The 22,873-nt window shown below is 33.6% G+C and carries 25 protein-coding genes; 8 read left to right on the top strand and 17 right to left on the bottom strand.

Translation table 11 applies throughout. The features are described 5' to 3' along the window. Window positions 1-122 precede the first annotated feature (122 nt). Window positions 123-959, top strand: coding sequence for a universal stress protein (locus Q0910_RS09410; protein WP_299215319.1), 837 nt, complete (start codon window positions 123-125; stop codon window positions 957-959). 229 nt (window positions 960-1,188) lie between these two features. Here Q0910_RS09410 and deoD read toward each other — a convergent pair whose 3' ends face one another. The 10 genes from deoD to Q0910_RS09360 all read right to left on the bottom strand — a co-directional run bounded on the left by deoD (window position 1,189) and on the right by Q0910_RS09360 (window position 7,963). After that, on the bottom strand, window positions 1,189-1,887 hold the full coding sequence (deoD, locus tag Q0910_RS09405; protein ID WP_299215316.1) for a purine-nucleoside phosphorylase: 699 nt from the start codon (window positions 1,885-1,887) through the stop codon (window positions 1,189-1,191). A gap of 6 nt (window positions 1,888-1,893) precedes the next feature. Continuing rightward, on the bottom strand, window positions 1,894-2,538 hold the full coding sequence (gene deoC / locus Q0910_RS09400) for a deoxyribose-phosphate aldolase (protein WP_299215314.1): 645 nt from the start codon (window positions 2,536-2,538) through the stop codon (window positions 1,894-1,896). Between the two features lie 2 nt (window positions 2,539-2,540). Continuing rightward, window positions 2,541-2,840 carry a thioredoxin gene (gene trxA, locus Q0910_RS09395; RefSeq protein ID WP_299215312.1) on the bottom strand — a complete coding sequence of 100 codons (300 nt, stop codon included), beginning with the start codon at window positions 2,838-2,840 and terminating at the stop codon, window positions 2,541-2,543. Window positions 2,841-2,952: 112 nt separating this feature from the next. Beyond that, a complete protein-coding gene (locus Q0910_RS09390; RefSeq protein WP_299215310.1) occupies window positions 2,953-3,582 on the bottom strand; it encodes a DUF998 domain-containing protein in 630 nt (209 codons plus the stop codon). Window positions 3,583-3,584: 2 nt separating this feature from the next. After that, window positions 3,585-4,472, bottom strand: coding sequence for an RsiV family protein (locus Q0910_RS09385; protein WP_299215308.1), 888 nt, complete (start codon window positions 4,470-4,472; stop codon window positions 3,585-3,587). A 137-nt stretch (window positions 4,473-4,609) separates the two neighbouring features. Further along, complete coding sequence (locus Q0910_RS09380) at window positions 4,610-4,894, bottom strand: hypothetical protein (RefSeq protein WP_299215306.1); 285 nt, start codon at window positions 4,892-4,894, stop codon at window positions 4,610-4,612. 277 nt (window positions 4,895-5,171) lie between these two features. Next, window positions 5,172-5,468 (bottom strand): chaperone modulator CbpM, encoded by a 297-nt coding sequence (locus Q0910_RS09375; protein ID WP_299215304.1) that lies wholly within the window; start codon window positions 5,466-5,468, stop codon window positions 5,172-5,174. A 12-nt stretch (window positions 5,469-5,480) separates the two neighbouring features. Beyond that, window positions 5,481-6,368: a J domain-containing protein gene (locus Q0910_RS09370; RefSeq protein ID WP_299215302.1), complete on the bottom strand. Its 888-nt coding sequence runs from the start codon at window positions 6,366-6,368 to the stop codon at window positions 5,481-5,483. A 21-nt stretch (window positions 6,369-6,389) separates the two neighbouring features. Then, entirely contained in the window at window positions 6,390-6,794 is a 405-nt protein-coding gene (locus Q0910_RS09365) for a hypothetical protein (RefSeq protein WP_299215300.1), read from the bottom strand. A 77-nt stretch (window positions 6,795-6,871) separates the two neighbouring features. Continuing rightward, window positions 6,872-7,963 carry a site-2 protease family protein gene (locus Q0910_RS09360; RefSeq protein ID WP_299215298.1) on the bottom strand — a complete coding sequence of 364 codons (1,092 nt, stop codon included), beginning with the start codon at window positions 7,961-7,963 and terminating at the stop codon, window positions 6,872-6,874. A 151-nt stretch (window positions 7,964-8,114) separates the two neighbouring features. Between Q0910_RS09360 and Q0910_RS09355 the strand changes: the two genes are divergently transcribed. The 6 genes from Q0910_RS09355 to Q0910_RS09330 all read left to right on the top strand — a co-directional run bounded on the left by Q0910_RS09355 (window position 8,115) and on the right by Q0910_RS09330 (window position 14,916). Next, entirely contained in the window at window positions 8,115-9,620 is a 1,506-nt protein-coding gene (locus Q0910_RS09355; protein ID WP_299215296.1) for a PAS domain-containing sensor histidine kinase, read from the top strand. A 6-nt stretch (window positions 9,621-9,626) separates the two neighbouring features. Continuing rightward, window positions 9,627-10,682, top strand: a complete 1,056-nt coding sequence (locus Q0910_RS09350; protein ID WP_299215582.1) for a response regulator — start codon at window positions 9,627-9,629, stop codon at window positions 10,680-10,682. Window positions 10,683-10,759: 77 nt separating this feature from the next. Next, window positions 10,760-11,599, top strand: coding sequence for a universal stress protein (locus Q0910_RS09345; RefSeq protein WP_299215294.1), 840 nt, complete (start codon window positions 10,760-10,762; stop codon window positions 11,597-11,599). Between the two features lie 21 nt (window positions 11,600-11,620). Continuing rightward, the gene (hemN, locus tag Q0910_RS09340; RefSeq protein ID WP_299215292.1) at window positions 11,621-12,985 is read left to right on the top strand and encodes an oxygen-independent coproporphyrinogen III oxidase; all 1,365 of its coding nucleotides are present in this window, start codon (window positions 11,621-11,623) and stop codon (window positions 12,983-12,985) included. Between the two features lie 95 nt (window positions 12,986-13,080). Continuing rightward, complete coding sequence (locus Q0910_RS09335; protein WP_299215290.1) at window positions 13,081-14,343, top strand: FAD/NAD(P)-binding oxidoreductase; 1,263 nt, start codon at window positions 13,081-13,083, stop codon at window positions 14,341-14,343. A gap of 54 nt (window positions 14,344-14,397) precedes the next feature. Continuing rightward, window positions 14,398-14,916 (top strand): DUF2202 domain-containing protein, encoded by a 519-nt coding sequence (locus Q0910_RS09330; RefSeq protein WP_299215288.1) that lies wholly within the window; start codon window positions 14,398-14,400, stop codon window positions 14,914-14,916. Between the two features lie 132 nt (window positions 14,917-15,048). Here Q0910_RS09330 and Q0910_RS09325 read toward each other — a convergent pair whose 3' ends face one another. After that, a complete protein-coding gene (locus tag Q0910_RS09325) occupies window positions 15,049-15,534 on the bottom strand; it encodes a GyrI-like domain-containing protein (protein ID WP_299215286.1) in 486 nt (161 codons plus the stop codon). Between the two features lie 218 nt (window positions 15,535-15,752). On the opposite strand from Q0910_RS09325, the gene Q0910_RS09320 reads away from it, so the two are divergent. Then, a complete protein-coding gene (locus Q0910_RS09320) occupies window positions 15,753-16,367 on the top strand; it encodes a DUF6799 domain-containing protein (RefSeq protein WP_299215284.1) in 615 nt (204 codons plus the stop codon). A 46-nt stretch (window positions 16,368-16,413) separates the two neighbouring features. Here the strand turns inward: Q0910_RS09320 and Q0910_RS09315 are convergent, their stop codons facing one another. From Q0910_RS09315 to ccoN, 6 genes are all read right to left on the bottom strand, one after another. Continuing rightward, complete coding sequence (locus tag Q0910_RS09315) at window positions 16,414-17,118, bottom strand: sulfite exporter TauE/SafE family protein (protein WP_299215282.1); 705 nt, start codon at window positions 17,116-17,118, stop codon at window positions 16,414-16,416. A gap of 6 nt (window positions 17,119-17,124) precedes the next feature. Further along, window positions 17,125-17,571, bottom strand: a complete 447-nt coding sequence (locus Q0910_RS09310) for a FixH family protein (RefSeq protein ID WP_299215280.1) — start codon at window positions 17,569-17,571, stop codon at window positions 17,125-17,127. 218 nt (window positions 17,572-17,789) lie between these two features. Then, a complete protein-coding gene (gene ccoG, locus Q0910_RS09305) occupies window positions 17,790-19,214 on the bottom strand; it encodes a cytochrome c oxidase accessory protein CcoG (RefSeq protein ID WP_299215278.1) in 1,425 nt (474 codons plus the stop codon). Between the two features lie 158 nt (window positions 19,215-19,372). Beyond that, window positions 19,373-20,329, bottom strand: a complete 957-nt coding sequence (locus tag Q0910_RS09300) for a cbb3-type cytochrome c oxidase N-terminal domain-containing protein (RefSeq protein WP_299215276.1) — start codon at window positions 20,327-20,329, stop codon at window positions 19,373-19,375. After that, window positions 20,326-20,517: a CcoQ/FixQ family Cbb3-type cytochrome c oxidase assembly chaperone gene (locus tag Q0910_RS09295; RefSeq protein WP_299215274.1), complete on the bottom strand. Its 192-nt coding sequence runs from the start codon at window positions 20,515-20,517 to the stop codon at window positions 20,326-20,328. Before Q0910_RS09295 ends, Q0910_RS09300 begins: the two co-directional genes overlap by 4 nt. A 162-nt stretch (window positions 20,518-20,679) precedes the next feature. Next, window positions 20,680-22,872 (bottom strand): cytochrome-c oxidase, cbb3-type subunit I, encoded by a 2,193-nt coding sequence (gene ccoN, locus Q0910_RS09290; protein ID WP_299215272.1) that lies wholly within the window; start codon window positions 22,870-22,872, stop codon window positions 20,680-20,682. Between the last annotated feature and the right edge of the window lies 1 nt (window position 22,873).

Raw genomic sequence — 22,873 nt, 5'->3', positions numbered from 1 at the left:
TCTAATTATCTGTAAATAATTGATTATTAAATTTATAGCCTTATCACAAATATTAATATGACAATTATCATATTAATTCCTCTTAACATCTTCTAATTTTGATTTTGTAAAAACAATTAACCATGAAAAAAATTCTTGTCCCAATTGACTTTTCTGAGCATTCAGAATATGCATTACAAGTTGCCGCTGATATTGCAAGAAAGCAACATGCAGAAATCATTGTATTACATATGCTTGGCTTATCAGAAGCTATTCTTACCAAAGATGAAGCTCAAGAAGCTGCAGAGGCTATTTATTATTTAAAACTAGCAGAAAAAAGATTTAAGACTTTCTTAGATAAAGGATATCTAAAGGGTATTAAAGTCACAGAAACTGTACAGAATTATAAAGTATTTAGTGAAATAAATGAAGTAGCTAATGAAAATGAAGTTGATCTTATTGTGATGGGCTCTCATGGTAGTAGCGGATTGAGTGAAGTGTTTGTTGGTTCTAATACAGAAAAAGTAGTTCGTACTTCTGATATTCCCGTTTTGGTTATCAAAAATCAGATTGATGAATTCGATATAAAAGAAGTAGTGTTTGCGTGTGATTTTAAAATGGAAAATATCCGTGCGTATCATAACGCCAATCGATTATTCAATTTATTTAATGCCACCGTACACCTGGTGTATGTAAATCTACCAGGTGATCGATTTAGGAATTCTAATCAAATTGAAGAGAGAGTAAAAGAATTTCTTTTCAAAGCAGATTCAGGCAATTTGGAAAATTTTGATAAAGTCGTTGTTCAAAATGATTATTCTGTAGAGAATGGTATTTTTAACTATTGCCAAAAAATAAATGCAGATATTATTGCAATACCAACCCATGGCAGAAGAGGGTTATCACACTTTTTTAATGGAAGTATTGGAGAGGATATTGCTAATCACGCAAATAAACCAGTGATTACATTTAAGATCTAATTTTTAATATATTACAAAGTTGAGTTTGTATGAAGTCGTGTAAAAAAAATCATGTTTTTTCATAAACTTCATAAGTTCCTTCTCCCTTTGGCAGAAGGTTAGGATGAGGGTTTTTCATAGCAGTAGTCCCTCACCTTAATCCTCTCCCAAAGGGAGAGGAAACACATAGGAGTTCATTTAGGCATATGATTAAATTTATTTTATTCCGAACTCACGTTTATAATAACATTTATAATGTTCCCAACGCTATTTCTATCATTTTACTAAAAGTAGTTTCTCGTTCTTCAGAAGTAGTTCTTTCACCAGTTACTAGAGAGTCTGAAATTGTTAAAATCGCCAATGCCTTTACATTGAATTTTGCTGCAATTGTATATAAACCAGCAGCTTCCATTTCTACACAAAGCACTCCAAATTCTGCCCATTTTTTATAGGAATCAAAATCATCTTCATAAAATTCATCTGCGGATAAAACATTTCCAGCCTTGATAGGAATATTATGTTCACGAGCGTATAAAGCAGCTTTCATAAATAGTTCAAAATTCGCTGTAGGAGAATAGTCAGAGTTGATAAATCTAGAGTTATTAATTCCGGAAGTTGAGGAGGCAGCCATAGCAATCACAATATCTCTCAGTTTAACATCTTTCTGATAAGATCCAGAAGAACCTACCCTAATTAAGTTTTGTGCACCAAAATCATTGATCAATTCATGACAATAAATTAATGAAGACGGAATACCCATTCCTGTTCCTTGTACAGAAACTCTCTTCCCATGATAACTACCAGTATATCCCAGCATTCCGCGAACCTTATTATAGCATACCGGATCCTCTAAAAATGTTTCTGCAATCCACTTTGCTCTTAAAGGATCTCCAGGCAATAAAACAGTTTCTGCTATCTCTCCTCTCTTTGCTGCGATATGTGTACTCATATGATTTTATTTTGAAGTTACCAGGGCCACCCCTGAAGAGGTTCCAAGTCGGGAAACACCCATATTAATATATCTTTCGGCAGTTTCTATGTCTCTAATCCCGCCAGAAGCTTTTATTTTAATCTTATCCTGAGCCATAGCTTTCATTAACTTTACATCTTCTACTGTAGCTCCGCCGGTACCAAAACCAGTGGATGTTTTTATAAAGTCTGCTCCTGCATCAATCGACAGTTGACAAGCAATTTTCTTTTCTTCATTGGTTAGATAACAATTTTCAAAAATGACTTTTAATACATTATCTCCTATAGCCCTCTTGATCGCAGCAATTTCATCCCTAACGATTTCATGATAACCTGACTTAAGCAATCCGATATTCAGAACCATATCTATTTCATTAGCTCCATCTTCAATACACTGTTTTGCTTCAAATACCTTAGCCTTGATGGTCATTGCTCCTAATGGAAACCCCGCTACAGCTGCTATTTTCACATCAGTTTTCATTAGCTCACTGCAAGCCAGACCAACATAAGCGCCATTGACGCATACCGAATAGAAATTATACTTCTTTGCTTCTGTACATAACTTCTTTATATCCTCTACCGTGGCAGTTGCTTTTAGAATGGTGTGATCAATATATCTATTAAGATCCATAACTATTTATGAGAATTTATGACTCCTACGATATCATTTTTTTGCAAAACGCCAGATTGCCTCCAGAGCTGTTTTCCTTCTTTAAACAATAACATTGTCGGCACTCCTCTTACCTGATACTTAGATGCTAAAGGTTGGTTTTTATCAACGTCAATTTTTACAATTTTTACAGCAGCACCTAACTCTTCTTTAACTTCTTTTAGGATTGGTGCTAATACTTTGCAAGGGCCGCACCAATCTGCATAAAAATCTACCAGTACTGGTGTTTCTGAGTCAATAATATTGCTAAAATTATCTTTCATCTGTTTATAATTTATTGTTTTTTAAGAGTCACACTTCGACTCAGCTCAGTGCAAGGATGGAATCGCCATTTAATCATATCAATGGGTATAATCCAGATTTTTATGGCTTATTTCATTTTTGATTTCTATTTATAAGTTGAAAATACTCTTTTTTTGTAAAAACATATTCATAGAATTTAAAAGAATATAATATCCACCCAAAAGCCATTATAAATATGCCTCGCTGATACAATCCGCTATAATCAGAATGTATAACCATTAAATAAGATAATATCAAAGCAATGGCCCCAACAGATATAGCTATTAATTTTTGATTTTTCCATCGAGTAATAAAACTAACAACTAAACAGTAGGTACAAAATGAAATTCCTGTTATTGTTGAAAAAACAGAATGCATTTCATTCTGAAACGAATCATAAACCACTCCACGATCGATAGGCGCGTGCATAAATATCCCGGTCAATATGAAAGAAAGGCAAAAAACCAAAAGCACGAATATTTGAACGCGATGCTTTCCTATAACGTTGAAACCATTTATAAAAGTTACAAAACCCAATAGGATAAAAACAAAATTCATTATCCAGTTATTTGGTGTATTTTGAGCTCCTAATTCACTTAAGGTGTTTTTTGACATTACATATTCTGGATCTGAAAAAAAAGGTAATATGAATCCTGTTAATATCATGATGATATATACTACCAAAAAAAGAACATAACTCTTTTCTAAATTTTTAGTATTCATAGTTATCCTATTAATGGTTGATCATTATATTTTTTAATCAGATGCATAATCTCTTTGATTGGAATTTCTATAGAATAGGTTCCTGTATAGGAAGGACAAATAATACAATCATCAAAATAAAATTCTACAGTATCATCATTAACCACAAAATTGTTTTTATATACCTTAAAATCTTCTTCCGACAACTCCCAACATTCATAATACAATTCTCCTGAATTTATACCACTGGATATTGTTTTATTTATGGTTGCAAGTAATTCTTTTTCAGAATTATCAACAAAAAAATCATTATAATACATGAATGTATGGTTATTGAGATCAAAATTTAAACACTCAAACATATATGTAGAATGTTTCATTCCTGAGTAATAGTTTTCTTTATAAAGGAGTACGCTGATAAGGTTACTTTTTACAGCATATATTTTATAATCAATAATCCGTTTATCCATACATCTACCAATACCGAGGGAGTCACAGAATATTACTTTATCTTCTAGAATCTCATTTTCTGTAGCTTCTATATTTAAGTAGTTTTCGGTTAGGAAATTATTAAATTTTGTATTGTTTGTATCAATTTCTTCGTTGAGATAAGGATATTTATAATCCAAAATATATAAATCTTCTTCCTTGTAGAACTTCTTGGCAATCACTAGTTCTTGTAATTTATTCCTATCATCTTCTATCGTGATTAGACGTTCTACTTTTATAGACTTTGTTTTTTCCTGATTCAGTTCTAGACTTTCTTCTGAGAAATACTGAGTACTATCTATATTTTGATCAAGAATCTGTTCGCTCTCTGTAGTATCCATTTCAGGATTTTCTTTGATTTGAGTTCTATTACTACACGCCATCAAACTTACAACGGCAACACTAATGATTAGGGTTCTCATATGGTGAATTTTTATTTTATATAAATGTAGTTTTGAGAATGTTCAAAAAATATGATATCAATCAGTTACTAGGTAAATAAAAAAGGCGAGTTCCATTCACAGAAACTCACCTTTGTAAATAATCAGTATGTAAAATATTAAAACAAGCCGTTACCAATAATGATCAAACTATTTACCGCTAAACTTACAATAAGAAGATCTAATACCAATTTAGGTTTCTGAACGGTTAAAATCGCTGCATTATGTGCGTTACATACTGCTACAGTAAGAAAAACCAAAAACATTTGTAAGAAACCATTACCATCAAATAAGGTAGTCATTATAGCTATAGATCCCAAACAAGTTGAGGCAATGATTGCCAAAGCAGAATATCCTATATAATTTTCAGAAAAATCGGCATTTATTTTCGCGTATAAAGTCATAGTAAATTGTTTTTTAATTCGAGGTAAAATTAGAGACACTATAACTGTTAAAATATGACAAAAGTCAGTTTACTGATTATTTAAAATGGCGTTAGTTTAGCATAGAGTTGGTAATCGTAAGACATTTATTTATTTGATAACCATCAATGTATCCTATCCTAAATCCTTTCCAAAGGAAAGGACTTTTTTACCACCTTCCCTTTGGGAAGGGTTGGGGATGGGATGAAAGATTTATTGGTAAAAATACCAACGCTATATTAAACCAGAGCCTTTAAGTTTAAAAATTCTCATAGATGTTTAATCTATTCTTAAGCATATTCATTTCGTTTTGAATTTTATGAACTTTTTCGAGTAATCTTATAATTACCTCTACCCCTTCCAGATTGATTTCTAGCTCTTTATTAAAAAGTAAAATTTGTTCTAGTCTTGGCAGTTCTTCAGAATTTATAAAAAATGTCTGTTGATAAGTAACCATTTCTATCAACCCAAAATCGTGTAGCGTATTTATGAATGAGAATTCTACTTCATGACTTCTACAAAATTCTATAACTGGTATAAGATGTTCTTTCGCCATAGCAACACGCATTTATAGGTTAGACAATTCCCTAAATAATTCTTTTTGTTTAGTGGTCAGGTTTTTTGGTAATTTGACGTTATAGGTAACGTATAAATTTCCATACTGTCCTTCTTTCTTATATATCGGAAAGCCTTTCCCTTTTAGTTTGACTTTCGCTCCATTTTCTGTTTCCTGTTTTACGTTTAGTTTTACTCTTCCATCGAGGGTATCTATCATTATTTCACCACCTAAAACTGCTGTATAAAGATCTATATCTTTATGTAGGTATAAATCTCCTTTATCTCGTCTAAATGATGTGGTATTCTCTATAACAAACGTTATCAATAAATCTCCATTAGGGCCACCACCAATACCAGGACCACCGTGTCCTTTTATTTTTATAGTCTGCCCATTTTCTACACCAGCCGGAATAGTAATTCTAATGTTCTTTTCATTTACGGTGAGCGTTCTTTTATGCGTTTTATAAACATCCATCAAATCAAGATGCAATTGGGCATTATAATCTTCTCCTCTATACTTTACCTGACTTTTCCGATAACCTCTCCCAGCTCCTCCAAACATAGACTCAAAAAAATCAGAAAAGTCTCCTTCAGAAAAACCTCCTTGATATTGCTGACCTCCAGATCTAGCATATTGTCCTTGCGATTGTCTGGCTTTCTCAAACTCCTCTGCGTGTTTCCAATCTTTACCATATTGGTCATACTTCTTTCTGTTCTCTGCATTACTCAATACTTCATTAGCTTCATTAATTTCCTTGAACTTCTTTTCTGCTTCCTTATCATCTGGATTTAAATCGGGATGATACTTTCTAGCTAGTTTTCTATACGCCTTTTTGATATCACTTTCAGTAGCATTTTTTGAAATACCCAATATTTTATAGTAATCAACAAACTCCATATCCAAAGTGAGAATTAGTTCTTATTCTTCAAAAATCAATTTAAGTCTTCCCAACATCATTAATTCCGATTTATTTTTACCAGAAAAAGCATTGGCAATACTATTAGAGGTATTCCAAATCAATTGTTTAATTCTATCCGTAAAAAGTGATTTATTCTCTTTATAGAAAGAGGCAAACTCATTAAAACTAGATTCTGCCTGGAGTTCTGAATAATCTAACCAATCAAAAACAATTTCGATCTGGAAAGCGGCATCTGCCCCAAACTCATCTTCCAGATCATCCACAGCTAACCACTCTGATTTCACAAGGTTTCTTAACGAAATATATTCAGATTTCCGCACTACTTTATCCGCAGCTGCAATAGCATAGAATAATTTTCCCAGGCTTTGGTAAAATGTAATCCCTATATTTTCTGTCGTATCCATTTTCTACAAAATTTATTAGTTTATAGGATAAATTTAATAAGTAGTCTTCACCTTTTTTATGATAAAAGTCAGTTGTATTATCTGGTAATCAGATTAGATTGAATCAGCATGAATTCGCTCATATTAGCAAGATCAATTGCTCCTATAAGCTTATCATTACTGGTAACAGCAAAAAAGTCTTTTTTCTTTGTGTTAATTAATGTAAAAACCTCTTTAAGCTCTGCTTTGGCATCGATTGATGCAAAAGATGTGTCCATAACTTCTTTAACTTTAAGGTCTTTGTTTTTGGATTTTGCAAGGATATTCTTGTGATGAAGAATTCCAACAATTTCAGCATTTTCAGTAACTATGAAATTTTTCTCAGTACTCTTAAGTAATACCTCGATAACATCTTCTATTGTATTATCTGGATGTAATACGGTGATATGAGTTAACATCGCTTCTTCTACTGTGTGTCCTTTTACAAGGGCAAGCTGCTGTACCATTTTATTCTCTGCATTAGCTCCAAAATAAATAAACAATGCAATAAGTATTAAGAATGGATTATACAGTACACCAATAAGTAAGAAAACAAAAGCAATAATCTCTCCTAATCCTGCAGCCATAGCTGTAGCTCTGACCCTATCCATTCTCATAGCTAGCAATGCTCTGAATACTCGCCCTCCATCCATCGGAAATGCGGGTATAAAATTAAATAGTGCCAGTATGATATTTACAGAAAATAAATACAAAACAAGGTTTTGTAAAGTAACATGATCCAATGTAGTTTCTAAAGATCCAGGATCCTGACCAAAAAGCATTTGAAACGGAATGAAAAAAGCCAGTAGCATTGCTATTACAATATTTACAGCAGGACCAGCTAGTGCAATTAATAATTCCTCTTTAGGGTTTTCTGGTATGGTGTCCATTGAAGCAACACCTCCAATGGGCAATAAGGTGATTTTCTTGGTATCAACTCCAAACTTTCTGGCAGTAAGAATATGACCGAATTCGTGTAGAACTACACAAACGAATACAAGAAGAATAAAAAAAATGCTCATCAGTACATTTTGAAAATCCCCTCCACTTTTAAGCTCTAAGAATGTTACCCAGGCAATAATTAATAAAAAGGTCCAGTGTACTTTTATTGCTACATTAAACACGCTGCCTAGATTGAGTGATCCTTTCATAATTCCTAATTTTTGGTTAAAGTATCTAAACAAGGGTTAATAAGAAATGACAGATATCATTATTTACCGTTTTTACTGTATCTTTGATGGGAAATATAGGAGTTCATCAACCACATTATTGCAACCTAATATAAAAACCCTCAAGACACCTATGTTACAAACTAACGAAAGCACTTTTGACATTCTTGCCGAAGCGATCTCTGAAGGTGTTATTATTGTTGATGAAAATCAAACAATCGTAGCGACCAATACCGCAGCCGAGGAGATGTTTAACTATGACAAAGGAGAGCTAAAAAACCAACCGCTTAATATTTTAATCCCACAAGAATATCGTGGTAATCATGGAGGTCATTTCAAAAGTTTTTTACATAAAAGTGAAAAACGAAAGATGGGAAGAGGTCGTGATATCTATGGAGTCCGCAAATGTGGAAGTACTTTCCCTGTAGAAGCAGGGTTAAGTCCTTTTGAGATCTATGGTAAGACATTTGTTATGGCATTGGTTATGGATATTACTATACGCAAAAAAGCAGAACAGGAATTAAAGCATTGGGCTACCATATTTGATGAATCGCTGAATGAAATATTCATATTTGACGCGGAATCTCTAAAATTTGTGGATGTAAATCGTGGAGCACAAAAAAACATGGGATATTCTTTAGAAGAACTTAAAGAACTTACACCTGTTGATATTAAACCAAACTATAACAAACCTCAGTTTTTAGGATTAATAGAACCGCTACTTCAAAAGATAGAAGAAAAGCTTCAGTTTGAAACTGTACATCAACGCAAAGATGGAACCACCTATCCAGTAGAAGTTCATTTACAGTTATCCACATTAGGAGATCAACCTGTTTTTGTTGCTATTATTGTAGATATTACTGAAAGAAAACATTATACCGAAAAACTGGAAAAAACAGTTACCAAAAGAACACAGCAACTAAGTGAAGCTTTAGCAAAAGAAAAGGACCTAAATGAATTAAAAACCAAGTTTCTTTCTTTGGTATCCCACGAGTTTAAAACACCTTTAAGTGGTATCCTCACTTCTACAACATTGATTGGAAAATATACCAAAGCTGATCAACAAGAAAAAAGAGATAAACATCTGACTACTATTAAAAACAAGGTAAAGTATCTGGATAATATCCTCAATGATTTCTTATCTGTAGAACGTCTGGAAAGCGGTAAAGTAAAATATAAGTTCGCTACGTTTCCTTTGAGTAAAGTAATTAACGAAGTGATATATGATGCTAATATGTTGCTTAAAGATGGGCAAAGAATAAAATATCCTCAGGATATTGATGAGCATATTATTGATTTTGATGAAAAAATATTAGAATTGGTATTAACCAATCTCATCCGAAATGCTATAAAATATTCTGGAGAGAATACTGAAATTGATCTTCAGGTAGTTTTTGAGAATGATCTTCTTACGTTTCATATCATTGATCAAGGGATTGGTATTCCGGAAAAAGAACAGGAATTTATCTTTAAAAGATATTTTAGAGCAGAAAACGCTTTATTAGATCAAGGTACCGGAATCGGGTTGAATATCGTAAAAAGTCATTTGGAAAATTTGGGTGGTAGTATTAATTTTACAAGTAAGGAAAACCAAGGTTCTAACTTTACAGTACAAATACCTGTAGCTAAACAATCGTAACTAATGATGAAAACTGTTCTACTAATAGAGGATGATACAGCTCTTAGAGAAAACACTGCGGAACTTCTAGAGCTGTCGGATTATAATGTGATTACATCTCCTAATGGGAAAATAGGTATTACTAAAGCAAAAGAAGAGAAACCCGATATCATTGTTTGTGATATTATGATGCCAGAAGTTGATGGTTATGGAGTTTTAGAGGCGTTATCTCATGACACTAATACGAATCAAATACCCTTCATTTTCTTATCTGCTAAAACAGAACACAAGGAAATAAGAAAAGGAATGGATTTAGGCGCTGATGATTATCTGACTAAACCTTTTGAGGAAGATGAACTGCTGAGTGCTATCGAAAGTCGTTTAGCAAAAGCTCAGATAATTTCTAAAATATTACAGGAACAAGCTCAGGTACCAAAAGAGAATTCAGAAAATGGTCTAAGAAATTTGCATGAGCTTAAAAATTTTTTTGACGATCACGGGGATATCGCTCGATGTAAAAAAAGTGAATCTATTTTTAAGGAAGGAGATCATTCTAATAAAATTTATTTAATCCTAAAAGGTGTGGTAAAGACACATAAAATGGATGAAAATGGTAAAGAACTTATTACTGCTCTCTTCAAAGAAGATGATTTTTTAGGATTTACCTCATTCATAGACAACACACCATACCAAGAGTCAGCTACCGCCGTGGAAGATACAGAACTTGCCGGTGTATCAAAAACAGATCTAAAAGACATATTAGAAAAAAGTAAAAATATTTCTTTAGAACTCATGGAATTACTGAGTGATAATCTTTCTGAAATAAAAGAGCAGTTATTACAAATGGCATATAGTTCTGTGCGTAAAAAAACAGCACAAACTATTTTACAATTTGCTCAGGTACTAAATAAAAAACCAGAGGAAAGCATCAAAATTTCCAGAAACGATCTGGCTAGTGTTGCCGGTATTGCTACAGAAAGTTTAATACGCACACTATCCACCTTTAAAAAAGACGGACTCATAGAAATTGAAGGGCGGAATATTAAAATTTTGGATCTATCAGGGCTTCAGTTAGTAGAATAAAAAATATCCAAACTGATTTTTGTCATACTTTTCATAAATACATCCTAATACATTTGTTCTATTAGAAAGTATTAAAGATGAAGAATATTCTTATTCCGACAGATTTTTCGGAAAACTCTTGGAATTCAATTACTTACGCTTTGTCATTTTTTAAAAAAGTAAAATGTAATTTCCATTTGTTGCACGTCTCTCCTTATCAGGAAGTGATAGGAAGTGATTCTTTTTTCGAATCCAAAGATCAAGTTGTCGAAAAAGTTACTCGTAGTGATAAAGAGCAAATGCAATTACTACTAAAAAAAATTCAAAAATTACCTTTAAATACGAAGCATCAATTCCTTACGATTTACGAACATATCTTTTTTGTAGATACTATTAGAAAACAAGTTGAAGAGAAGAATATTGATTTCATAGTAATGGGTACCAAAGGTGCTTCCGGATTAAAAGAAAAAACTATAGGAAGTAATACCGGTGATGTTATCACCAAAGTAAAATGTCCTGTTCTTGTGATTCCGGAAAAAGCCAAATACAGTAATATTAATGAGATCGCTTTTCCAACGGATTATAACATATTTTATAGGAATAGAGTATTGAATACTATTACTGAAGTCCTTAACTTAAATCACGCAGCATTAAGAGTACTACATATTTCCAAAAAAGAGAAGGAACTCTCAGACTTACAAAAAAAGAATAAAGATTTTCTCAATGATTACTTAGGAGAAGGTGCAGAACATAGTTTTCATTTTTTATCTAATCCCAATATCGAACAAGCAGTGCAATGCTTTGTAGAAAGCAGAAATATAAGCATGATTACGATGGTTGCCAAAAACCTCAACTTTTTTCAGAGAATATTATTTCATCCAACTGTAGAAAAAATAAGTTATCATATCAGTATTCCCTTTTTAGTATTACACGAATAAAAATCCAATAAAATTAATTATATGAATACTAATTTAGTAGACAAATATAATGTACCTGGACCTAGGTACACCAGTTATCCAACAGTTCCGTATTGGGATAATGATACATTCTCATTAAGAAATTGGACACAATCCGTTCACGAATCTTTTATACAAAGTAATGACTCAGAAGGAATCAGTTTATACATTCACTTACCTTTTTGCGAAAGCATGTGTACTTTTTGTGGCTGCAATAAGCGAATTACTAAACAACACGATGTAGAAATACCATATATCAATTCTCTGCTAAAAGAATGGCAATTGTATCTTAATTTATTCGAAACCAGACCAAAAATCAAGGAATTGCATTTGGGAGGTGGAACCCCTACGTTCTTCTCTCCAGAAAATTTAGAGTACTTAATCAAAGGGTTATTTTGGTCTGCAAAATCAGCTTCAGCATGTGAGTTTAGTTTTGAAGGGCATCCAAACAATACCACTCGAGAACATCTACAAGCGTTATATGATGTAGGTTTCAGAAGAGTGAGTTTTGGCGTACAAGATTATAATGAAACCATTCAGAAAGCAATTCATCGGGTTCAACCATTCGAGAATGTAAAATACGTTACCGAGATTGCCAGAGAAATCGGTTATACTTCTATTGGTCACGACATCATTTTCGGATTACCTTTTCAGACGGAAGAAGCGGTTATTCATACTATTCAAAAGACCAAAGAACTATTACCTGATCGACTCGCATTTTATAGTTATGCACATGTTCCCTGGCAAAAAGGAAACGGTCAGCGTGGATTTAATGAATCTGATCTTCCTAATGGAGAACAAAAACGAAAACAGTATGAAATAGGCAAAAAACTATTATCCAAAGTTGGATATGTAGAAATTGGGATGGATCATTTTGCATTAAAAAGCGACTCATTATATAAATCAATGAAAAATGAAAGTCTACATCGTAATTTTATGGGGTATACGGTTTCTAAAACTAAAATGATGATCGGTTTAGGTGTATCTTCTATTAGCGATAGTTGGTATGGTTTTGCTCAAAATGTAAAAGGCATAGAAGAATATCAGAATTTAGTTAATGAAGGTATCATTCCCGTATACAGAGGCCATATACTAACTAAGGAAGATGAAATCATCAGACAACATATCTTAAACCTTATGTGTCATTTTGAAACGGATTGGAGTACAAATCTGCTTCATTTTGATGAATTAGCGGATGTATCTTTACGCTTAAGAGAAATGGAAAATGATGGTTTAGTAGAGATTACCAATCACGATATTAAAGTCACAAAAAAAGGACGGCCCTTTGTCCGCAATATCTGTATGGCTTTTGACTTACGATTACAACAAAATAAACCTGATACTCAATTGTTTTCTATGACCGTTTAGCATGTTAACATACCTATAAAAGTATTGTAATGTAACTAATGTTACTGTAATCCACAATAAGTGATACTATTTTTATGTATCAAAACTACGGTAACATGAAAACACATTATCAAATACTAATTATCGGTGGCGGAACCGGTGGCATTATGACTGCTGCTCAGTTCCTCAAAAAGGACAAAAACTTGGATATTGGGATTATAGAACCTTCTAACACTCATTACTATCAACCCGCTTGGACATTGGTTGGAGCTGGAACCTATGATTTTGATAAAACGGCGAGACCTATGAGTAAAGTTATGCCAAAAGGCGTAGCTTGGATCAAGGATTACACAACTGGATTTGATCCCGAAAACAATTCGGTTTCAACAAAGTCCAGTGGAAATATCACTTATGACTATTTAGTAGTTTCTCCCGGATTGATCATGGACACTTCACTTATTGAAGGATTACAAGAAGCATTGGACAAAGGAGTGGTTTGTAGTAATTATATGGATCCAAAATATACCTGGGAAGTGATCAAAAATTTTAAAGGTGGTAACGCTGTATTCACACAGCCAACTACACCAATAAAATGTGGAGGAGCACCACAAAAAACAGCATATTTAGCCGCTGATTATTTTAGAAAACAAGGTTTATCAAACAAAACAAACGTAGTCTTTGCTTCACCGGGATCCGTCATTTTTGGGGTAAAACCAATAAGGGAAACCTTAATGAAAGTGGTTCATAAATACGGAATACACTTTAAACCTTTTTATGCTCCCTTTAAAATTGATCCGGATAAAAAGATCGTTTATTTTAGGAATACCACTCCAGAAGAAAATCAGTGTATAATTACTGAAGATAATTCACTTGGAGAACGTATGAGTGGAGATACCATTATCGAAATGCCATTCGACATGCTTCATTTGGCACCTCCACAGACTGCTCCAAAATTTATAAAAGAATCCATCTTAGTAAATGAACAAGGATGGCTGGATGTTGATCAATATTCTTTGCAGCATGTTAAATACAAGAATATATTTGGAATAGGGGATGTAACCTCTTTGCCTACTGCTAAAACTGGTGCAGCCATCAGAAAACAAGTTCCTGTTGTAATAGATAACATTTTATTATTAATGAAACAAAAAGAGGCAACCAATACATCCTATAATGGTTATTCTTCCTGTCCTTTAGTAACCGGATATGGTAAAATGGTATTGGGAGAATTTGATTACGATAGTAATTTTACACCTGATCCTAAACTAAAACAGTTATTGATTTTTGATAGCTCAAAGGAACATTGGAGGTTATGGATTCTTAAAAAATATATGCTCCCTTATTTATATTGGAATAAAATGATGAAAGGAAAAAATGTTTAATCCTTTGTAATTGTTTAGTTGATGAAACAAATATCAATTTAAAAAATAACAAAAATGAAGGCAACAGTTATTATTAAAAATAGCTTCTATACTTTATTATTCTTGCTTAGCATTGTTGCCTATAGTCAAAAAAACACTCTTGAAAAAAAGGTTATTGAAGATATGAAGTACATGCTCGAAGAAGAAAAGTTAGCGAAGGATGTATATACTTTCCTAGGCAATACCTTGGGTTTGAAGATATTCGAAAACATAAAACAAGGTGAAGAAAGGCACTTTGATGTGATGAAAAATTTGTTGACTACTAATGAAATATCCTTTGAGATACATAAAGAAAATGGTACGTTTTATAATCCTGAATTGCAAAAACTATATGACTATTTGATTCAGCTTGGTTCCAATTCGATAAAGGATGTAATAAACGTTGGGGTTCTCATTGAAGAAACAGATATACGAGATCTGGAAAAAGTAATTAAAAACACAAATGATCCATACACAAAACAGGTGTATTCTAATTTACTCAGAGCTTCAAAAAATCATTTAAGAGCATTTAATCGACAACTATCCAAGTACTAGTTACATCAGTATACTAAGCACCTTAATGATGTAAGACTACAACACAATAAACCTGAAACTGGTTATTTCCCATAACAGTTTAGAATATCAAAAAATTATAAGTTTTCAGGTTTTATGCAGCTGAAATGATCATTATTGGATCATTACATTTATATCCACTATATGTTTGCCTTCAGGATGTGTGTTAGGTTCATTTTTATACGACTCGTACATCATACCGGAAGGCATTAGATTTTTCTTTTTGATATACTCAAAAACCTCGTTCCAGGCAATTCCATATTCACTAGGTAATATCTCAAACGAACCTACTACATAGGAACCTTCTGGGATTTCCAATATTCGAATATCATTTTCAGCTTTAGTATTTTCCGACACAGTAAACCCTACGCGTATTCTTTGTTGGCTTTCTGGTACAGTCTTCGGATCATCATAATAAACAGTAATTGCTTCCATTTTAGGGTTATTCATTAAACCTTTAGGTTGCGCCCATTCCATCACAGAAGTAAACAATTTTCCAAAAAGTTCTGTATCTCCTTTATATGGACCGATATGCTCTATATATGCTAACTTCTTTTTAGGAAGTTTTTCAATACTAATATTTGATATGGTAACAGACATAATACTATGTGTTTTAGGTTAAAAGTAGCCATAATATAAAATACCAAAAGATAACAACCTATGACTTTGATCATCTTTATTAAAAAACCAAAATTTCCTTTTTTACAAAGAATTTAATCATCATTATTTAGTATTTCAACCTTTTTTGAAAAATGATTTAGGTCATACCTTATAATCTATTTAGGAAGTAAATTGTAGTAAATTTAAACCTTAAGATCATGAGAAAATTAATATTATTTTTTGGATTATTAACCTTGGGAACCATAACATTAATGGCTCAAAACCAAAACCAAGATTTTGAACAAACCATTCTTATGTATGTAGACGGTGACATGTTGAAAGTAGTTGATAAGGCTATCTCACCATTACAGGAAACCATAATTTTAGATGATTGTACAGTACTAAATCCTGATGGCAGTTTTCAGACGATGGATGGATATCAATCTCGTTTAAAAGAAGGAGAAATCCTGGATATGTATGGTATTGAATACCGTAATGAATATCAATACAGGTATAAAACAAAAAAAGAGAACAAAGGACTTAATGAAACACAACTCGATAGACGATATCAAAAGAAACTACATTATATAAAAATATCAGGTAAAGTATATCAAGTTACCAATGGTTCTCAAAAACCGTTACGTACTAATCTGGATCTTGGTAATGGAATTGTTGTAGATCCATATGGTATATATCAGGAATCAGGAAAAGAACAAGTAAGACTAAAAGATGGAGAGTGTATTAACCTAAGCGGAGTTAAATTTGAGAATAGTTCTGATCAAAGAAAAATCTTAGTAAAGAACATTAAGAAAACAATAGCAGAAGTTCAATAAAGTAATTGTAAAGTTAGGAAGCCTTTCGTTCTGAAAGGCTTTTTTATTAATGACATTCAAAATTTGTAGAAACGATTTCTGTTGATTGTTTTGGAGAAACATATGGAATCCCTAAACCCATTCCTCTTAAGATAAATAATAAACCAATCATTACTACAAACACCGGAATTGCTTTTTGAATATGTTTTCGGATCCACTTTCCTTTGAACAAATTCCCTGCATACACAACTACTGTCATTAGAGGAATAGTTCCTAATCCAAAAAGTAATACATACATACTACTTTCTATAATACTGCCCAAGGCAATAGCCGCAAAAATGGCCATATATACTAAACCACAAGGAAGAAAACCATTCAAAAATCCGATGGTTAGAAAGGTATCAGGTGTTTTCTTTTTAAGTTCTTTTCCTAAAGCATTCTTTATTTTAGATATAATCCTATATAACGGTTTAGAGAAATTATATTTCGTAAGTAATGATGATGGAATCAAAACCAATAAAATCATTAAAACTCCTATACCGATGGATAGTCCCTGTTGCATTCCAAAAATGTTCAGGCTCTTTCCTATCAGTCCGAAAAACAATCCAATAATACTATACGCCAGCAAACGGCCCAAATGATATAAAGAGATCTGAAAAAATTTCTTGAGATGATTTTTATGATCCAAAGGCAGCATAAACGCAATAGGACCGCACATTCCAACGCAGTGAAAACTTCCTAAAAGGCCTAATATGAATGCTGATAATAACATTTACATTTAATACGTGAATGATTCTTTAAATAAGTAAGAAGTATTCTCATACTCCCAATTCACCGTAATATTCCATCGTCCTTCAATCAACCTATTTTGCGGCACCAATATTTCAGAGCTCTGAAGCATTATTGGAATTTCGAAATCGAGCCTTTTATTGGATGGACGATACAAAGAAATAGTTCCTGATAGTTTTGTGTAATTTTTGTCTTTAGGAAACACTACTACTAATCCTTCAGCTATCTTTTTAATTGCTACATTATTTTGTAATGCGTTTCCATTTTCTTCAGCATTGATTTCTTGTTGAAAAGCCAGTTCTTGTTTGTAGTAATCTTCCGTTACTAAATCGTGTTCAAACTTTTTGTCCGTATTCATTCGTACCACGAAGTATAGTATAAAACTTATAAATCCTATAAATACCAGTACGATAGCCGTACCCCAGTTTATTTTCATCTTTTTTATATTTTGATTTTAAAACAGGACTTAGGAATCAAGATTGAAAACAAATCTCTTTTCCCGTTAACCCCTTATAGTTTGTCCTGTTTCATAAGTTTATTCTCAGTTTTATTTTTTAGTAATTGAGCAAGTGAGTTTTTGAGAGGTGAGTAATCTATAACTCATTGTCTTAGATTTTTTTCTCCAGTACTCACTGACTCAGAAACTCACATTCTTTACCTATAGCTTCTTGGTCCTAGAAAAGCTGTTGTTGTCGTTTCTACCAGTTCGTCATTAGAATATACTCCTATTTTTATTTTATCCTTATCTCCACTTAAGGCAGATGCATTGATTTCTATAAATAATGTCCCTTCTGCCAACCCCTGTTTAGGTACCGTAAAGTTTTTATGCGTTACCAATTCGATAGTTCCTTTATGAGATAATAATTCAAAATGAACATTTTTTATCTCATCTATGGTTTTATTAACCAATTTATAGGTATACACATTACTGATGATATTATTATCTTTTCTCTCATAGAGCTGTCCCGGTAACCTTAGAATATTGGCTTCTACATCGTTTCTTAAAAAAGACATCCCTAAAAATACACCAGTCAATATAACCAGCACTGCGGTATATCCTTTTAGGCGTGGTGTAAACTTAAATTTCTCCTTTTTTGCTATATTATCTTCACTGGCATAGCGAATCAATCCTTTGGGTAGATTTACACTTTCCATCATATGATCACAGGCATCGATACAGGCTGTACAGTTCACACACTCCAATTGTGTACCATTACGAATATCAATTCCTGTTGGACACACATGTACACATTGGAAACAGTCAATACAATCTCCTTTTCCTGTGGTAGGTCTATCTTCATTTTTCTTAAACTTTGCGCGACCAGCTTCTTTTTCTCCACGCTTATAATCATAGGCAACTACAATCGATTTAGAATCTAGTAATACACCTTGTAATCGACCATATGGACAAGCAATGATGCAAACCTGTTCTCTAAACCAGGCAAATACAAAATAAAAGACTGCTGTAAATATGAGTAATGAGATTAGTGTACTCACATGCTTAAAAGGACCATCAACAAAAACATATTGAATAAGTTTATCACTACCGATCAGATACGCTAAAAACACATTAGCGATCAAGAAAGAGATAATGAAAAAGACGAACCATTTAAGCGTACGTTTTTTAATTTTATCGGCATTCCAAGGTTGTTTGTCCAGCCGTATTTGTTTTCCTCGGTCTCCTTCGATCCAGTATTCTATTCTCCGGAAAACCATTTCCATAAAAATTGTCTGCGGACATATCCAACCACAAAACAACCTCCCAAAAGCAACTGTAAACAAGGTTATAAAAACCACTCCTATGAGCATCGAAATTACAAACAGATGAAAGTCTTGTGGCCAGAACGGTGCTGCAAAAATATTGAAACGACGTTCTAAAACATTGAATAACAAAAATTGGTTTCCATCTATTTTAATAAATGGAGCAGAAAATAAAAAGATCAACAATCCATAGCTTACCCATTTGCGATACTCATAAAACTTACCACTAGGTTTTTTAGGATATACCCAAGCACGTTTTCCTTCTTCGTTAATAGTACCGATAGAATCTCTGAATGTTTCGTTTTTTGGTGTTTCCAATTGGGATTATTTTCTACTGTTTAATTTTATTATTCTGTCAGTTCGAGCGTAGTAGAGAACTACTTAGCCTACTAAGGATAAAAACATCTCGACTTCGCTCGATGTGACAGCTGGTTTGTTTATTTAAAGGTGTTATAAAATTATTTCCATTACATTAATCATTCGTTAACCACCACCGCAGTCGAATCTGTAACCGTTTCAGGAATTTCTTCTTTCGGAACCTCTTCTTTTGATACATCTGGATCAATCCAAATCTCACCTTGCGCTTCTTTGGGTTCTGCAGGGGTGGTTCCTCCCAGGGTAATTACGTAACTCGCTACTTGTGCCATTTCTGCTGGCTTCAAGGTTTGTTTCCAGGCTACCATTCCTTTTCCATCTCGACCTCCTTCAGAAATGGTTTGGAATACATTTTTGATTCCACCACCTAAAATCCAATTCGGATCTGTTAGATTAGGCCCTATACCTCCTCCTCCATCTGCCTTATGACAAGCCACACAATTAGTGGTGAAAATCGCTTTACCGGCACTAATATCAGAGGCTTCTGTTAGTAATACTACCGTATTTACATCCACTAAATCTTTAGCCGTTTTCTTATACGCTTCTATTGCTACTAATGCTTCAGCTACTTCGGTTTCATATTCTTCTGCCTGCGTATAATCATTGAAGACGTGAAAACGTGCTAAATAAATCACTCCAAATAAAATGGTTGCATAAAAACCATATACCCACCAAGGTGGAAGGTTGTTATCCAGCTCTTTGATACCATCATAATTATGGTCCAAAATAATCTCACCTTCCTCTTCTACAGGTTTACTATCCAATAATTTTAGATAGGTGTCCTTAACCCGTCGGAATTGCTTTTCTTTTTTAGCATTTCGAACTACTAAATAGCGTTCCTGAGCTTCGGGTTTTAGTGATTTAAATAATACACTTCGCAATGCTTCAACACAAATCTCAATAGCTATCGCAAATAATAAAATTATTCCCATAGCTACCCAAGTAAGCGGTTCCGTAATAAATGCAGATTCTTCTCCGGATGCTACTGCCCATTCTATTAAAAGATATGCTATAAATAGAAAGATAATGACTCTTATATAAGATACTGTACTTCTCATAGTATTAGCTCGTTTTCGTTTTCTGTTTCAAATGGAATCTCACTTACTTCTTTGATATGTTCTTTTTTTGCTGAAATTACCCACCAGAATAATGCAGCAAAAAAGATGAAAAATATGAGTAGCGATATCATAGGATATATCTCTATACCTTCGATACTTTCCATATGTCCTTTTATAAATTTTAGCATGGTATATTGTATTTTCTAATTATAAAAATTCTTTCTAATTGATTAGCAAAAGCTATAAAATCACCCTTTTCTGTCAGTTCGAGCGGAGTCGAGAACTATTTAATGTTTTGACGATTAAGAACATCTCGACTCCGCTCGATGTGACAGAACCTAATAACATTTTCATTCTGAACTTACGGTTTCGTTTTTAACTTTGATGTCCGTTCCTAATCTTTGTATATATGCAATTAAGGCTATGACTTCTCTATCTCTCATCTCTATAAAATCCAATCCGTTTTCCTTTGCATGTTTTTTATCAGCTTCATAGGTTTTTGCAAAATCCGGATCATCATACAGATTTTTCTCTATTTGCGTAGCCTGTTCGTCCATCCATTTCTGAGCTCTTGCTATTTCTTCTGGAGTATAAGGAACTCCAAGAGTAACCATTACTTCCATCTTAGCTTCTGTATCGGATCGATCTAATTCATTTTTAAGTAACCATTTGTAACTCGGCATAATAGATCCTGATGAAGTACTCTGTGGATCATAAAAATGATTTAAATGCCAATTATCGGAGTATTTTCCTCCGATCCTCATCAAATCAGGACCGGTACGTTTACTTCCCCAAAGGAAAGGATGGTCGTACACATATTCACCGGCTTTAGAATATTCTCCATAGCGCTCTACCTCACTACGGAAAGGCCTGATCATCTGTGAGTGACAAGACACACAACTTTCTCTTATGTAGAGGTCCCTACCTTCTAGCTCTAAAGGTGTATATGGTTTTACACTGGTGATAGTTGGTATATTAGAATCAACCATCAGTGTAGGAACAATCTGCACCGCACCACCAATAAGAATTGCGATAGTAGCAAATATCGTTAGCTTTACTGGTCTTCTTTCTAACCAAGTGTGATATCCTTCTTTTGCCGTTCTATGTTTGGTAACTTTAGTCAACGGAGCAGCTTCTGCTAACTCATCTGTTACTGTAGCTCCAGCTCTAATCGTTTTAATTACGTTGTACACCATGATAAACATCCCGAAGATGAACATACTACCACCAATGGCACGCATCCAGTACATTGGGATAATTTCGTTTACAGTTTCTAAGAAGTTACCATATACTAAACTCCCATCAGGATTAAATTGTTTCCACATAGAAGCTTGAACAAATCCTGCTACATACATTGGCAATGCATACATTATGATACCCAAGGTGCCTATCCAGAAATGTGCGTTTGCTAATCCTGTAGACCATAATTTGGTTTTAAATAATTTAGGAATTAACCAATACGCCATTCCAAAGGTGAAGAAACCATTCCAGGCTAAAGCACCAACGTGTACGTGAGCAATAACCCAGTCACTAAAATGTGCAATCGCGTTTACATTTTTTAAAGAAAGCATAGGCCCTTCAAACGTAGCCATACCATATCCTGTGATCGCAACTACCATAAATTTAAGCACAGGATCTGTACGCACTTTATCCCAGGCGCCACGCAATGTTAATAATCCATTGATCATACCACCCCAAGACGGTGCGATTAACATAATCGAGAAAGCTACTCCCAGATTTTGTGCCCAATCTGGTAAGGAAGAATATAATAAATGGTGTGGCCCTGCCCAGATATAAATAAATATCAAAGACCAAAAGTGAACAATAGATAATCGATAAGAATATACCGGTCTGTTTGCTGCTTTTGGAACAAAATAATACATCAGTCCTAAGAACGGAGTAGTCAAGAAGAATGCAACTGCATTATGTCCGTACCACCATTGTACTAAAGCATCCTGAACACCTGCGTATACCGAATAACTTTTTAGCGCACTAACAGGCAACGCCAAACTATTAAAAATATGTAGCACGGCAACCGTTACTACTGTCGCCAGATAAAACCAAATCGCTACATATAGGTGACGTTGTCTACGTTTTAGAATGGTACCAATCAAGTTCCAACCAAAAACTACCCAAATAACTGCGATGGCGATATCAAAAGGCCATTCTAGCTCTGCATATTCTTTAGAACTTGTGTATCCTAAGGGTAATGTAATGGCTGCTCCTACAATGATCAACTGCCAACACCAAAAATTAATGTTACTAAGCGTATCATTAAACATTCGTGTTTTTAGCAATCGCTGCGTAGAATAATATACTCCTGCAAATATGGCATTCCCTACAAAAGCAAAAATTACCGCATTGGTATGTAAAGGACGCAAGCGCCCGAAACTCAACCACGAGATACCATCGGTAAGATTAGGAAATAAAAACATAAATGCCAGCAGCAATCCGACTGACATCCCTACAATACCCCAAAGGAGTGTGGCGTACAAGAATTTTTTTACGATTTTGTTATCGTAATAGAATTGTTCCATTTTCATA

Source organism: uncultured Aquimarina sp., from assembly GCF_947495315.1.
In the GTDB taxonomy this organism is placed as follows: Bacteria; Bacteroidota; Bacteroidia; order Flavobacteriales; family Flavobacteriaceae; genus Aquimarina.
The sequence above is the reverse complement of the archived record's forward strand: the minus strand, read 5'-3'. Positions and strand labels throughout refer to the sequence as shown.